Below are 11,995 nucleotides of genomic sequence, written 5' to 3' on the forward strand. Positions count from 1 at the left end.
GGGAGCGCGGGCGGGCGGGGGTGGCGGCGCGGCGGGTGTCGGCGGGGACGATGCGCGCGCGGGCGGGGCCGAAGCGGCGGCGGCGGCGCGCTCGGTACGGGTTTCGGGTTTGGGCTTTGGCGGCTCGTTCGGGCGATCGAGCGGGAGCAACGTCACCACCGTCGTCCGCTCGCGCAGCAACTGGCTCGCGGGCGGCGCCCAGCGCACGAGCAGCAGCGCCAGCAACAGGGCGAGCACCGCCACCACGCAGGCGAGCGCGCGGCCACGCTCGCGCGAGGTGGTGGGGGCATAGGCCATGGCGCGGGGTTCTAGGGGGTTCCGGCCGCCCCGGAAACCGGCGCGCGTGGCGGGGTGACGTCGAATTTGACGACGAACTTCACCCAGCCGCGATCAATCGGCACATTGTTCACCTCGCGCGGGAACACCCGCAGCGTGCGCGACAGGCGCAGCGCCGCCGTGCCGAAGCCCCATTCGGCCGGCGCCTCCTCGGCGACGAGGCAGTTCACCAGCTTGCGCGCGAGCGTCACCTGGCAGCGCAGCTGCACCCGGCCCGATTGCTTGGCCGATAGAGCGCGCGTGGGGTGGAAATCATGGACCTCTTCCCAGGTGGCCATGCGCACCCAATTGGCCGAGATCGCCGCGCTTGGGTCATAGCCCTCCCCGCTGCCGTCACCACGCCCGCGACCGCTCCCGGTGCCCAGCCCCACCCCGCCCGCACCGCCGCCCTCGGCGAACAGCGAGGCGCCGCCGCCCGAGGTGGCGGGCGCGAGGCTCGGCGGGGCGTCGAGCAGCTGCGAGCGATCGGGCGCGGCAAGGGCGGGCGGGGCGAGCAGCGGCGCCGGGGCCGGGAGCGGGCGCGGCGCGGGACCGGGTGCCGCGGGGACAGCACGCGCCGGCGCCTTTACCGGGCGGCTGCCGCCCGAAAGCCCGTTCCTGACCGGCGGCGGCGGTGCGACCGGGGGCGGCGGCGGTGCCACCTCGAAGCTGTGCAGCTCCGGCAGGATCATGCGCGACGGCGGCGCGGCGACGCGAAGCAGCTGAAGCAATGCGAGCAGTACGATCAGCAATAGCGCAAGACCAGCGCTCGAGATGCGCTGGTGCATCGTCACAGGGCGATAGTTGGTCGCCGCCAGCATCACGCGATCATACCCAAAAGACCGCGCCTGTCTTGCGAAAAATCAATGTCGCGCGGACCTGTTTAGCAACGCACTCACCGCGCCGTTTTCAACGGGCGTTCAGTCGCCGGTCGGCACCACGCCCGCCTTTTCGATCATCAGTACGACCGATCGGCCGCGCGCGTGCGGGAAGTGCATCACCCCCTTGGGCACGGGGAATGCCTGGCCCGGCTTCAGGCTGACCATCCGGTCTTCCAGCTCGATGTCGAGCTGGCCTTCCATCACCATGAAGAACTCATCGGTATCGTCATGCTTGTGCCAGTGGAAGTCGCCGTCCATCACCCCAAGGCGCACCCAGGCGCCGCTCACCTCGCACAGGGTGCGGTTCCACCACGGCGTCTGCGCCGCGCCGACCGCGGCGATGTCGAAATGCTCGCCCCCGCCGAACATGCGGCCATCGGTGTCGATGTCATAGCGGTCTTCGATCTTTGCCATCCGGCGCCTCCATGGTAGGGCGCATTGACCTGTAACGGCAATTAGCAAAATGGCAATATACCTAATCGACGCGCTGAAAGCGCTGAGCAACGAGCGGCGGCTGGAAATCCTGGACTGGCTCAAGGACCCCCGCGCCCATTTTCGCGAGCAGATTTGGGGTGATCTGGTCGAAGACGGGGTGTGCGGGCTGTTTATCGCCGAGAAGCTGGGCGTGAGCCAGCCGACCGCCAGCGAGCATCTGCGCGTGCTCGTCCAGGCCCAGTTGCTCGTCCCCAAGCGGATCAAGCAATGGACCTTTTATCGCCGCAACGAGACGCGGATCGCCGAGGTGAAGCGCGCGGTGGCGAGCGAGCTCTGACCGACGCGCCCGGCTTGGCGCGTCGGGCGCCATCATCCTCGCGCGGCGGCGGGGGTCAACGCCCCGCCAGCGCGGCCCCGGCCTCCGCCAGCAATGTCGCGACGATCTCGGCGACCGGCTCCTCGCGCGTCACCATGCCGACCGACTGGCCGGCCATCAGGCTGCCCTGCTCGACATCGCCGTCGATCACCGCGCGGCGGAGCGCTCCCGCCCAATAATGCTCGATCTGGAGCTGCGCGGCCGCCATGTCGACTTCGCCGGCATCGAGCGCGGCGGCGACTTCGCGCTGCTTGGCGGCGAAGGCTTCGGTGCCCGCGTTCTTCAGCGCGCGCACCGGGATCACCGGCAGGCGCGGGTCGATCTGCACGCTCGCCACCGCGTCGCGCGCATTTGCCCGGAAGAACGCCTTCTTGAAATTGGGATGGGCGATGCTTTCGGTCGCGCAGGCGAAGCGGGTGCCGAGCTGCACCCCGGCGGCGCCCATCTCCAGATAGGCGGCGATCGCCGAGCCGCGCCCGATCCCGCCCGCCACGAACACCGGCACCTCGGCGGCGACCGCCGGCAGGACCTCCTGCGCGAGCACCCCCGTCGCGACCGGGCCGATATGCCCGCCCGCCTCGCTTCCCTCGATCACCAGCGCGTCGACGCCCGAGCGGATCAGCTTCTTGGCGAGCGCGAGCGCGGGGGCGAAGCAGATGAGTTTCGCGCCAATGCCCTTGATCCGCTCGATCGCCCCCGCCGGCGGCAGCCCGCCCGCGAGGACGATGTGGGACACCTGGTGGTGGCCGCAAATGTCGATCAGCTCGCTGAGCTGGGGGTGGAGCGTGATGAGGTTGACGCCGAACGGGCGACCGGTCAGCGCCCTGGTCGCGGCGATCTCGGCATCGAGCAGCGCGGGCGGCATCGCCCCCGCCGCGATCAGCCCGAACGCGCCGGCATTGGAGACGGCGGCGACGAGGTTACGCTCGGAAACCCATGACATCGCGCCGCACAGGATCGCGCTGTCGCTGCCAAGGAACGCGGTGCCGCGCGCCATCAGCGCGCTCAGGCGCTCGGCGCCAGGGGAGGAGTGAGTCATGGCGGCGGGGCCTAGCGCCCGCGCCCCGGCTGAGGCAAGTCTGGCGGCGCAACGAACGGGGGGGAGGCGATGCGGCTTGCTCGGCTGCGTGGAGTGTCACGCACGGTGTCGGCGGCGTTATGGGCGCCGCTCGTCGCCTCGACCGCGCCCGCCGCGCAGCGTTTCTGGGCACGCTGGCGCGATTTCGCGCGCGAAATCCTGATCGTGGTGCTGGGCGTGCTGATCGCGCTCGGCGCGCAGGAAATCGTCAATGGCTGGCACGACCAGAGCGCCTCGGCCGAGGCGCGCGCCAATATCCGCGCCGAGATCGCGGAGAATCTGGGGCGGATGGCGCAGCGCGACAAGACCCGCGCTTGTGTCGATGGGCGGCTGGCGGAAATCGCGGCATTCCTCGCCCGCGCCGAAGCGGGCGCGGTCCAGCCGGCGATGCGCTGGATCGGGCGCCCGCAGACCTGGCCGATGCAGCAGAACCGCTGGGATGCCGCCGCCAGCGCGGGCAAGGCGAGCCTGCTTACCCCTAAGGAACAGGGCGATTACGGTGCCATCTATGCGAATACCCGCGATTTCCAGGCCAACGAGGCGGTCGAGCAGCTCGCCTGGGCGCAGCTGCGCGGCCTGGCCGACCAGGCGCGGGTGACGCCGCAACAGGCCGCGCTTTATCGCCAGGCGCTGCAAAATGCCCGCTACGCGGCGTGGCTGATCAACGTGAACATCTGGCAGGCGAGCGCCGACGCGAAGAAGTTGCGGATCAAGCCGCACACCGATTGGGTCGGCTCGCGCGGCATCTGCATCGCGAGCGACACGCCGTTCGAGGAAGCAGTGCGGCAAACGGGCGCCAGCCAGCTCGGCGAGCCGCGCTAGAGCGGTTTTCGATCCGATGAAATCGGATCGCCGCTCTAGGCTTTTGTTTATCCGCGATTTCCGAGCCGGCAGGTGATTCCACCTGCCTCGAAATCGCTCTAGCCGTCACGGTCTCGCCTCAGCCCTCCGCATCCAGCCCGTAAGCCGTGTGCAGCACGCGCACCGCGAGTTCGGTCTCGTCTTCGTCGATCAGCACGCTCACCTTGATCTCGCTGGTGGTGATCGCCTGGATGTTGATGCCGCGCGCGCCCAGCGTCTTGAACATCGTCGCGGCGACGCCGGCATGGCTGCGCATCCCCACGCCGACCACGGTGATCTTGGCGACGCGGGTGTCGTGCTTCACCGCTTCATAGCCGATCGCGCCCTGCGCCTTCGCCAGTACGTCGAGCGAGCGGGCGAGATCGGCGGCGGGCACGGTGAAGGTAACGTCGGTCGATCCGGTCGAGTGGGCGATATTCTGGACGATCATGTCCACGTTGATCCCGGCCTCGGCCAGCGGGGTGAAGATCGTCGCCACCGCGCCGGGCTTGTCGGGCACCGCGGTCAGCGTGATCTTCGCCTCGTTCTTGTCGTGGGCGATGCCGGTGATCAGCTGGCGTTCCATATCGAGTTCCTCTTCGCTCACGATCAGCGTGCCGCTGTCATCCCCGCCCGGCACGAACGAGGAAAGCACGCGCACCCGCACGCCTTCCTTCATCGCCAGCCCCACCGAGCGCGTCTGGAGCACTTTCGCCCCCACCGAGGCGAGTTCGAGCATTTCCTCATAGCTCACCCGCCGCAGTTTCCGCGCGCGGGGAACGATCCTCGGGTCGGTGGTATAGACGCCGTCGACATCGGTGTAGATGTCGCAGCGATCCGCCTTCATCGCCGCCGCCACCGCGACCGCGCTGGTATCCGAACCGCCCCGGCCAAGCGTCGAGACGCGCCCTTCGGCGACTCCCTGGAAGCCCGGGATCACCGCGACCTGGCCGGTCGCGAGCGCGGCGTTCAGCGCCTGCGTGTCGATCCCCTCGATCCGCGCGGCGCCATAAGCGGTGTCGGTGTTGATCGGCAATTGCCAGCCGAGCCAGCTGCGCGCCGGCACGCCGATCGCCTGCAACGCGATCGCGAGCAGCCCGCTCGTCACCTGCTCGCCGCTCGCCACCACCACGTCATATTCGCGGCGATCATAGAGCGGCGAGGCTTCGCGGCAGAAATTGACCAGCCGGTCGGTCTCGCCCGCCATCGCCGAGACGACGACCGCCACCTGATGGCCGGCATCGACCTCGAGCTTCACCCGTTCGGCGACGAGGCGGATGCGCTCGATCCCGGCCATCGAGGTGCCGCCGAACTTCATCACGATCCGCGCCATGGGGAAGCGAAAATTCCTTCAGCTTGAAAGCCGCGCCTGATAATTGCGCGCGCTGGGGCTGGCAAGCGGCCCTGGGCGAAGGAGAATGCGCGTGGCGAGCCAATTGACGATCAACCCGGCCGAGGCGCAGCATTTCGGCCGCCTCGCCGCCGATTGGTGGAACCCCAAGGGGTCGTCGGCGATGCTCCACCGTCTGAACCCGGTGCGGCTGGGCTATCTGCGCCAGCTGGCGGACGCGCATTGGGGCGGCGACGCGGCGAGCTTCGCCCCGCTCGCCGGCAAGCGCGCGCTCGATATCGGTTGCGGCGCCGGACTGCTGTGCGAACCGCTCGCCCGGCTCGGCGCGGCGGTGAGCGGGATCGATGCCGCGCCCGAGAACATCCACGCCGCGCGCGCCCATGCGATGCAGAGCGGGCTGCGGATCGATTACCGCGTCGGCGGGATCGAGGCGATCGGCGACGAGCGCTTCGATCTGGTGACGAGCCTGGAGGTGATCGAGCATGTCGCCAACCCGGCGGGTTTCGTCGCGGGCCTCGCGCGGGTGCTGGCGCCGGGCGGGCTGCTGCTGCTCTCCACCCCCAACCGCACCTTGCTGTCCCGCCTCGCGCTGATCACGCTGGGCGAGGGGCTGGGACAGATCCCGCGCGGCACGCATGACTGGCGCCAGTTCCTGCCCCCGGCCGAGCTGACGCAGCTGGTGATCGACGCCGGGCTGCGCCTGATCGAGACCAAGGGCCTCGGCTTCTCGCCGACGCGCGGCTTCCAGCTGAGCGACGATCTGCGGCTCGATTATTTCGTGGCGGCGACCACGGCTTAGAGTCCGTTTGAAAAAGGCGCGCTGCGCCTTTTTCACGGCGGTTCCGGCCCGCACCCCCACCCGGCCACCCAACGGCAGTATTCTATGGGTGGCCGGGTGGGGGTGCGGGCTGGTGCCGCGAAGTGCGCGACCAGCGCATTTCCAAACGGTCTCTTAGGCGCGGTACGCCGGGCTTCGCTTGCGTCCGTCGCCGGGCCGGGTAACGGCGCGCACCGATGCGCCACCGCCTGCCCGTCCTCGCCCTGCTGCTCCTGGTCGCGCTGGCGCTGCGCAGCTGGGATTTCGGCAATCCGGTGATCCATGTCGACGAGCAATATTATTTGCTCGTCGGGGACCGGCTGGCGCATGGCGCGCGCGTCTATCTCGACATCTGGGACCGCAAGCCGATCGGGCTGTTCCTGCTCTACGCCGGCTTCGCGCGGGTGGGGGACGGAATCCTCGCTTATCAGCTGGGCGCGACGCTCAGCGCGACGCTCACCGCGGCGGCGATCATGGCCGGCGGGCGGCGGCTCGGGGCGACGCCGCGCGGGGCGCTGCTCGCCGCGATCGCCTATCTGCTGTGGCTGCCGCTGCTCGGCGGGCGGGGCGGGCAGGCGCCGGTCTTCTACAACCTGCCCATGGCGCTCGCCGCGCTGCTCACGCTGCGGCTGCCCCGGTTGGTGGCGGCGGAGCGCCGCGCGACGATCGCGGGGCAGGGGGCGCCGGCGTGCCTGCTCGCGGGGGCGGCCCTCCAACTCAAGGGATCGGCGCTGTTCGAGGGGGTGTTCTTCGGCATGGCGCATCTCGTCGCCATGCGCCGTTCCGGGACGGGATGGGCGGGGACGGCGTTGCTCGGGAGCGGCTTGGCGCTGTCCGGCGCCGCCCTGACGCTGGCTGCGGGTGGCTTTTACGGGGCTCAGGGGGGCGCGGCGTGGCACATTTGGTGGTTCGCCAACGTCGATTCGATCTTCCTGCGTCCACCTTATCCGCTCGCGCAGTCGTTGGGCCGGCTGGCGGGGATCGGGGCGACGCTCAGCCCGCTGATCCTCGCCGCCGCGCTGGGCTTGGCCGGGCGATTGCGCGGCTCGCGGCGCGACGAAGCCTGGCTCGCGCTTGGCTGGGGGATCGCGGCGCTGATCGGCTTCGCGGCGATCGGCACTTTCTTCGATCATTACGCGCTGCCGCTGCTTGTCCCCCTCTGCGTCGCCGCCGCGCCGACGCTCGGCGCCAAGCCGCGCGTGCGGGTGGGCGCCTTGGGGCTCGGGCTGCTGCTGTTCGCGGTGGAGCGCGCGGTGATTCCCGATGACGCGCCCGGCGCGCGCGCGGTCGCGCGGGCGGTGGCGGCGAACAGCCGGGGCGCGTGCCCCTATGTCTTCATCGGCGACACGATCACGTATCATCTCGCGCGCAGTTGCTTGCCCACGCGCTACGTCTTCCCCAATTTCCTCGCCTACACCACCGAGCGAGGGGCGACCGGAATCGACGCTGGCGCCGAGGTCCGTCGCATCCTCGCCCGCCGCCCGCCGGTGATCGTGACGACCGACCGCCGGCTCGCCATCTGGAACCCGGCAAGCCTCGCCGCGCTCAAGCCGGTCCTCGCTCGCGACTATCGTGTGATCCTGACGGTGCCCCGCGCGCGCTGGCACAGCGTGGTTTACCTGCGCCGCGACCTCAGCGCGCGTCCTTGAGGGCGAGCGCGACGCACAGCAACGCGCCGAGCACCGCGAGCAACTGCACGAGCGCCCAGTCGATCGCGCTCACCGCATCGGGATCGCGCCGCCGCCGCCGGGCGTGGTCACGCTGATAGCCCAACAGGCCGAGGGCGACGCACAACCCCGCCAAGCTCCACAGCTCCGCTTGCATCCGCCGCGCCTCCTCGCTACAACCGCGCGCATCCGCTTTGGCCCAGGGAGACACAATGCGCTACCTTCTCGCCTCGTTCGCCGTGCTTGCCGCCGCTGGTGCGATCGCCGCCGCGCCCAGCATCGACCCCGCGCTCACCGCCGCGATCAAGGCGCCGACCCGCGCCCCGGCCAATGTCGCGCGCGACAAATATCGCCACCCGGCCGAAACGCTGACGTTCTTTGGCGTGAAGCCAGGGCAGACCGTGGTCGAAATCTGGCCCGCGGGCGGCTGGTATACCGAGATTCTGGCGCCCTATGTCGCCAAATCGGGCCGCTACATCGCCGCCGCGCCGAGCGAGAAGGGGCGCGGCGGAGTCCAGAAGCTGATCGCCGCGCATCCCGACACCTATGGCAAGGTACAGTTCGCGACCTTCCCCTCGGCCGACGCGCCCGATCGCGTCACCGCTGGCAGCGCCGATGTCGTGCTCACTTTCCGCAATGTCCACAACTGGATGGGCGCCGGGGCGGCGCAGGGCGCGTTCGAGCAGATGTTCGCGATGCTGAAGCCCGGCGGCGTGCTGGGCGTGGTGGAGCACCGCCTGCCCGAGGATGCCAAGGGTATCACCGAGGCCGAGAGCGGCTATGTGAAGCGCTCGACCGTGCTCGCGCTCGCGACCAAGGCGGGGTTCAAGCTGGCCGGTGAAAGCCAGGTCAACGCCAACCCCAAGGACGCGCATAACTACCCCAAGGGCGTGTGGACGCTGCCGCCCAATTATGCCGAAGGTGACAAGGACCGGGCGAAATATGCGGCGATCGGTGAAAGCGACCGGATGACGCTGAAGTTCGTCAAGCCCATCAAGTAAAGCCTCGCGTGGCGTCCCGCTTAACCCGGAGCGCCATGCCCCATCTCACTCGACGTCATCTTCCATCCGCCGCGCGCGAATGGCCTTCCATGCTGGATCGGGGCGATCATTCTTGATCAGGATCGCCTCGACTTCCTCGAACTCCTCCAGGCCCAGCGCCTCGGTGATTCCCATCGGGAAATAGACATTTTCATCGGTATCGGCGCGGATCGCGAAGGCACCGCGCCCTTCCTCACTGTTGGTGATGATGCATTTTGCCACGACTGCCATGAATTTTCCTGTCGTTCGACGATGTTAAATGGCTATTAAAGCAAGATAAATAGCGTTAGATGAGCGGTGCGGCCAGGTGATTAGCGTCACCGCCCGGCGAAACAAGGGGTGAAACCCGGCGACGTTTTGCAATGGCGGTGGTCAGCCGAGCTTCTCGATCTTCGCCTGCAGCGCGGCCAGCTGCTGCTTAAGCTCGGCGATTTCCTCGTCCTTGGTTTTCTCCGCCTTGCGCGGACCAAAGGCGGCGGTGGCGGCCTCGAACATTTCCATGTTGCGCTTGGCGATCTCGGCAAAGGGCGAATGGGCGAACGCGCCCTCCACCGCCGACTTGAACTGCGCCTGATTGCGGCGGAAGCCTTCCATCGATGCTTCCAGATAGCCCGGCACCAGCGCCTGCATCGAATCGCCATACATCGCGATCAGCTGGCGCAGGAAGCTTACCGGCAGCATCGTCTGGCCACGGCTTTCCTCTTCCATGATGATCTGGGTGAGGACATTGTGGGTAATGTCCTCGTCGCTCTTCGCGTCCACCACCTTGAAGTCACGGCCGGCGCGGGTCATCGCCGCCAGGTGCTCAAGTGTGATGTAAGTGCTGCTTTCGGTATTGTACAAACGGCGATTAGCGTATTTTTTGATAATGACGACGCCGTCTTCAGCCTTGGATTTCATGGCACATAAGCCCTCATATGGTTGATGCACCCATAACAGCATCGCTTGATGCACCGCAACACGGGCCCCGGCCACTGCCGCTGTTTCTTGAAATGCTGCGCCGCGAGACCGAGGCCGCGCCGGAGCGTCGCGCCGCGGCTTTGGCGGGCTTGGCGGCTTACCAGCGGGCGCCGCGCTTGCCCGCCCCCCCGTTGCCGCCACCAGTCGCGCACGCCGGTCGCGCGGTGCTCCGCGACTATGGCGGCGAGGGGACGCCGATCGTTTTCGTGCCTTCGCTGATCAACCCGCCCTACATCCTCGACCTCGGCGCGGAGACCGCGCTCCTGCGTTGGCTGGCGGGCGAGGGGTATCGCGTCATGCTGGTCGAATGGGGTAGCCCCGCGCCCGACGAACCGACCGACATCGCCGGTCATGTCACCCAGCTGCTGCTGCCGCTGATCGGCGCGCTCGGCACGCCGCCGGTGCTCGCGGGCTACTGCCTGGGCGGGACGATGGCGGCGGCGGCGGCGTGCCTCGTGCCGGTGCGCGGCCTCGCTCTGATCGCCGCCCCCTGGCGCTTTCACGGCTTTCCCGCGCCTGCCCGCGCGCGGATCGCCGGACTATGGGCGGAGGCCGAGCCGCTCTGCGCGCGGCTGGGGCTGGTGCCGATGGAGGTGCTGCAGGCGGGCTTCTGGCGGCTCGACCCGGCGCGGACGATCGCCAAATATGAGCGTTTCGCAACGCTAGATCCGGCGAGCGCCGCCGCCGCCGCCTTCATCGCGCTCGAGGATTGGGCGAATGGCGGCGCGCCGCTGCCCTATGCCGCGGGCGCCGAGCTGTTCGCGTTTTTCGAGCGCGACGATCCTGGTGCCGGGCGCTGGCGCGTGGCGGGGCGCGCGGTCGATCCGCGCGCGCTGCCGGTGCCCCGCATCGATTTCGTCTCGACGACCGACCGCATTGTTCCTGCCGCCTCCGCCGCGGGCTTCTTTGAGCGCCATGAATCCCGCGCCGGACATGTCGGAATGGTGGTCGGCTCGGGGCGCCATGCCGCTTTGTGGCATCCGCTGCGCGATTGGTTGGCGCGGATCGCCGAACTGCCCTAAACCCTGCCGTCAGACTCAACCATCGGAGCGTTCGACCATGACCGAGATCGTGATTTCCGCCGCCAAGCGCACCCCCGTCGGCAGCTTCAACGGCGCCTTCGCGACCGTCCCCGCGCACGAGCTTGGCCGCGTCGCGATCGAGGCCGCGCTTGCCGAGGCGGGCGTCGCCGGCGCGGACGTGAGCGAGGTGATCATGGGTCAGGTGCTCACCGCCGCGCAAGGGCAGAACCCGGCGCGCCAGGCATCGCTCAACGCCGGCATCCCCAAGGAAGTGCCCGCCTGGGGGGTGAACCAGGTGTGTGGATCGGGGCTGCGCGCGGTCGCCCTCGGCTACCAATCGCTGATGAACGGCGATGCGACGATCATCGTCGCGGGCGGGCAGGAGAACATGACGCTCAGCCCCCACGCCCAATATCTGCGCGCCGGGCAGAAGATGGGCGACCTGCAGCTGATCGACACGATGCTGAAGGACGGCTTGATCGACGTGTTCAACGGCTATCACATGGGGATCACCGCCGAGAATCTCGCCGAGCGCTACCAGATCACGCGCGATGACCAGGATGCCTATGCCGTCGCCAGCCAGAACAAGGCGGAAGCGGCACGAGCCGCAGGCAAGTTCCAGGGCCAGATCGCGCCCGTCACCGTGAAGGGCCGCAAGGGCGACACGGTGATCGACGCGGACGAGTATATCCGCGCCGGGGCGACGGTTGCCGGCGTGCAGGGCCTGAAGCCCGCGTTCAAGAAGGATGGCACCGTCACCGCCGCGAACGCGAGCGGCCTCAACGACGGCGCCGCCGCTTTGGTGCTGACGACGCGCGAGGAGGCCGAGAAGCGCGGGATGCCGGTGTTGGCGCGAATCGCCAGCTGGGCCTCGGCCGGGGTCGATCCTGCTTATATGGGCATCGGCCCGGTGCCCTCGGTCAAGCGCGCGCTGGAGAAGGCGGGCTGGACGATCGACGAGCTCGACCTGATCGAATCGAACGAAGCCTTCGCCGCGCAGTGCATGTCGGTGAACAAGGAGCTTGGCTGGGATCTGGAGAAGGTCAACGTCAACGGCGGGGCGATCGCGATCGGCCACCCGATCGGCGCCTCGGGCGCGCGGCTGCTGACGACGCTGCTCCACGAAATGGCGGCGCGCGATGTGAAGAAGGGCCTGGCGACGCTGTGCATCGGCGGCGGGATGGGCATCGCGCTGTGCGTCGAGCGGTAAAGG

15 protein-coding genes are annotated in these 11,995 nt (G+C 68.9%); 7 read left to right on the plus strand and 8 right to left on the minus strand.

Annotation, left to right across the window (positions count from 1 at the left end):
• The 3 genes from K2X73_RS00920 to K2X73_RS00930 form a co-directional block, all read right to left on the minus strand.
• On the minus strand, nt 1–297 hold a 297-nt coding region (locus tag K2X73_RS00920), incomplete at its 3' end, for a hypothetical protein (RefSeq protein ID WP_294107688.1).
• Nucleotides 298–308: 11 nt separating this feature from the next.
• Nucleotides 309–1,136, minus strand: coding sequence for a hypothetical protein (locus K2X73_RS00925; protein ID WP_294107690.1), 828 nt, complete (start codon nt 1,134–1,136; stop codon nt 309–311).
• Between the two features lie 99 nt (nt 1,137–1,235).
• The gene (locus K2X73_RS00930) at nt 1,236–1,610 is read right to left on the minus strand and encodes a cupin domain-containing protein (RefSeq protein ID WP_294107692.1); all 375 of its coding nucleotides are present in this window, start codon (nt 1,608–1,610) and stop codon (nt 1,236–1,238) included.
• A gap of 49 nt (nt 1,611–1,659) precedes the next feature.
• Between K2X73_RS00930 and K2X73_RS00935 the strand changes: the two genes are divergently transcribed.
• Nucleotides 1,660–1,968, plus strand: coding sequence for a winged helix-turn-helix domain-containing protein (locus K2X73_RS00935; RefSeq protein ID WP_294107694.1), 309 nt, complete (start codon nt 1,660–1,662; stop codon nt 1,966–1,968).
• A gap of 55 nt (nt 1,969–2,023) precedes the next feature.
• On the opposite strand, the gene K2X73_RS00940 is transcribed toward K2X73_RS00935, so the two are convergent.
• Complete coding sequence (locus tag K2X73_RS00940; RefSeq protein ID WP_294107696.1) at nt 2,024–3,046, minus strand: nitronate monooxygenase; 1,023 nt, start codon at nt 3,044–3,046, stop codon at nt 2,024–2,026.
• A gap of 69 nt (nt 3,047–3,115) precedes the next feature.
• Here K2X73_RS00940 and K2X73_RS00945 point away from each other — a divergent pair, with 69 nt between their 5' ends.
• Entirely contained in the window at nt 3,116–3,907 is a 792-nt protein-coding gene (locus K2X73_RS00945) for a hypothetical protein (RefSeq protein ID WP_294107698.1), read from the plus strand.
• A gap of 118 nt (nt 3,908–4,025) precedes the next feature.
• Here the strand turns inward: K2X73_RS00945 and K2X73_RS00950 are convergent, their stop codons facing one another.
• Entirely contained in the window at nt 4,026–5,258 is a 1,233-nt protein-coding gene (locus K2X73_RS00950) for an aspartate kinase (protein WP_294107703.1), read from the minus strand.
• A gap of 85 nt (nt 5,259–5,343) precedes the next feature.
• Between K2X73_RS00950 and ubiG the strand changes: the two genes are divergently transcribed.
• Together ubiG and K2X73_RS00960 are read left to right on the plus strand one after the other, a co-directional pair.
• Nucleotides 5,344–6,075, plus strand: coding sequence for a bifunctional 2-polyprenyl-6-hydroxyphenol methylase/3-demethylubiquinol 3-O-methyltransferase UbiG (ubiG, locus tag K2X73_RS00955; RefSeq protein WP_294107705.1), 732 nt, complete (start codon nt 5,344–5,346; stop codon nt 6,073–6,075).
• Between the two features lie 215 nt (nt 6,076–6,290).
• Nucleotides 6,291–7,742 (plus strand): hypothetical protein, encoded by a 1,452-nt coding sequence (locus K2X73_RS00960; protein ID WP_294107707.1) that lies wholly within the window; start codon nt 6,291–6,293, stop codon nt 7,740–7,742.
• On the opposite strand, the gene K2X73_RS00965 is transcribed toward K2X73_RS00960, so the two are convergent.
• Nucleotides 7,726–7,917 (minus strand): hypothetical protein, encoded by a 192-nt coding sequence (locus K2X73_RS00965; RefSeq protein WP_294107709.1) that lies wholly within the window; start codon nt 7,915–7,917, stop codon nt 7,726–7,728. The genes K2X73_RS00960 and K2X73_RS00965 overlap by 17 nt on opposite strands.
• Before the next feature lie 55 nt (nt 7,918–7,972).
• Between K2X73_RS00965 and K2X73_RS00970 the strand changes: the two genes are divergently transcribed.
• Nucleotides 7,973–8,761 (plus strand): methyltransferase, encoded by a 789-nt coding sequence (locus K2X73_RS00970; RefSeq protein ID WP_294107711.1) that lies wholly within the window; start codon nt 7,973–7,975, stop codon nt 8,759–8,761.
• A 45-nt stretch (nt 8,762–8,806) separates the two neighbouring features.
• Here K2X73_RS00970 and K2X73_RS00975 read toward each other — a convergent pair whose 3' ends face one another.
• Nucleotides 8,807–9,031 carry a hypothetical protein gene (locus K2X73_RS00975; RefSeq protein ID WP_294107712.1) on the minus strand — a complete coding sequence of 75 codons (225 nt, stop codon included), beginning with the start codon at nt 9,029–9,031 and terminating at the stop codon, nt 8,807–8,809.
• Between the two features lie 141 nt (nt 9,032–9,172).
• Nucleotides 9,173–9,700 (minus strand): polyhydroxyalkanoate synthesis repressor PhaR, encoded by a 528-nt coding sequence (gene phaR, locus K2X73_RS00980; RefSeq protein WP_294107900.1) that lies wholly within the window; start codon nt 9,698–9,700, stop codon nt 9,173–9,175.
• A 176-nt stretch (nt 9,701–9,876) separates the two neighbouring features.
• On the opposite strand from phaR, the gene K2X73_RS00985 reads away from it, so the two are divergent.
• The gene (locus tag K2X73_RS00985; RefSeq protein ID WP_365980142.1) at nt 9,877–10,782 is read left to right on the plus strand and encodes an alpha/beta hydrolase; all 906 of its coding nucleotides are present in this window, start codon (nt 9,877–9,879) and stop codon (nt 10,780–10,782) included.
• A 37-nt stretch (nt 10,783–10,819) separates the two neighbouring features.
• A complete protein-coding gene (locus K2X73_RS00990) occupies nt 10,820–11,992 on the plus strand; it encodes an acetyl-CoA C-acetyltransferase (RefSeq protein ID WP_294107716.1) in 1,173 nt (390 codons plus the stop codon).
• Nucleotides 11,993–11,995: the final 3 nt, after the last annotated feature.

It is taken from the genome of Sphingomonas sp. (assembly GCF_019746665.1).
Taxonomy (GTDB): domain Bacteria; phylum Pseudomonadota; class Alphaproteobacteria; order Sphingomonadales; family Sphingomonadaceae; genus Sphingomonas.

What these genes read in the sequence shown, in the direction of transcription:
- K2X73_RS00925 (WP_294107690.1), bottom strand. Translation starts at nt 1,136, where the DNA reads ATGCTGGCGGCGACCAACTATCGCCCTGTGACGATGCACCAGCGCATC.
- K2X73_RS00930 (WP_294107692.1), bottom strand. Translation starts at nt 1,610, where the DNA reads ATGGCAAAGATCGAAGACCGCTATGACATCGACACCGATGGCCGCATG.
- K2X73_RS00935 (WP_294107694.1), top strand. Translation starts at nt 1,660, where the DNA reads ATGGCAATATACCTAATCGACGCGCTGAAAGCGCTGAGCAACGAGCGG.
- K2X73_RS00940 (WP_294107696.1), bottom strand. Translation starts at nt 3,046, where the DNA reads ATGACTCACTCCTCCCCTGGCGCCGAGCGCCTGAGCGCGCTGATGGCG.
- K2X73_RS00945 (WP_294107698.1), top strand. Translation starts at nt 3,116, where the DNA reads ATGCGGCTTGCTCGGCTGCGTGGAGTGTCACGCACGGTGTCGGCGGCG.
- K2X73_RS00950 (WP_294107703.1), bottom strand. Translation starts at nt 5,258, where the DNA reads ATGGCGCGGATCGTGATGAAGTTCGGCGGCACCTCGATGGCCGGGATC.
- ubiG (WP_294107705.1), top strand. Translation starts at nt 5,344, where the DNA reads ATGCGCGTGGCGAGCCAATTGACGATCAACCCGGCCGAGGCGCAGCAT.
- K2X73_RS00960 (WP_294107707.1), top strand. Translation starts at nt 6,291, where the DNA reads ATGCGCCACCGCCTGCCCGTCCTCGCCCTGCTGCTCCTGGTCGCGCTG.
- K2X73_RS00965 (WP_294107709.1), bottom strand. Translation starts at nt 7,917, where the DNA reads ATGCAAGCGGAGCTGTGGAGCTTGGCGGGGTTGTGCGTCGCCCTCGGC.
- K2X73_RS00970 (WP_294107711.1), top strand. Translation starts at nt 7,973, where the DNA reads ATGCGCTACCTTCTCGCCTCGTTCGCCGTGCTTGCCGCCGCTGGTGCG.
- K2X73_RS00975 (WP_294107712.1), bottom strand. Translation starts at nt 9,031, where the DNA reads ATGGCAGTCGTGGCAAAATGCATCATCACCAACAGTGAGGAAGGGCGC.
- phaR (WP_294107900.1), bottom strand. Translation starts at nt 9,700, where the DNA reads ATGAAATCCAAGGCTGAAGACGGCGTCGTCATTATCAAAAAATACGCT.
- K2X73_RS00990 (WP_294107716.1), top strand. Translation starts at nt 10,820, where the DNA reads ATGACCGAGATCGTGATTTCCGCCGCCAAGCGCACCCCCGTCGGCAGC.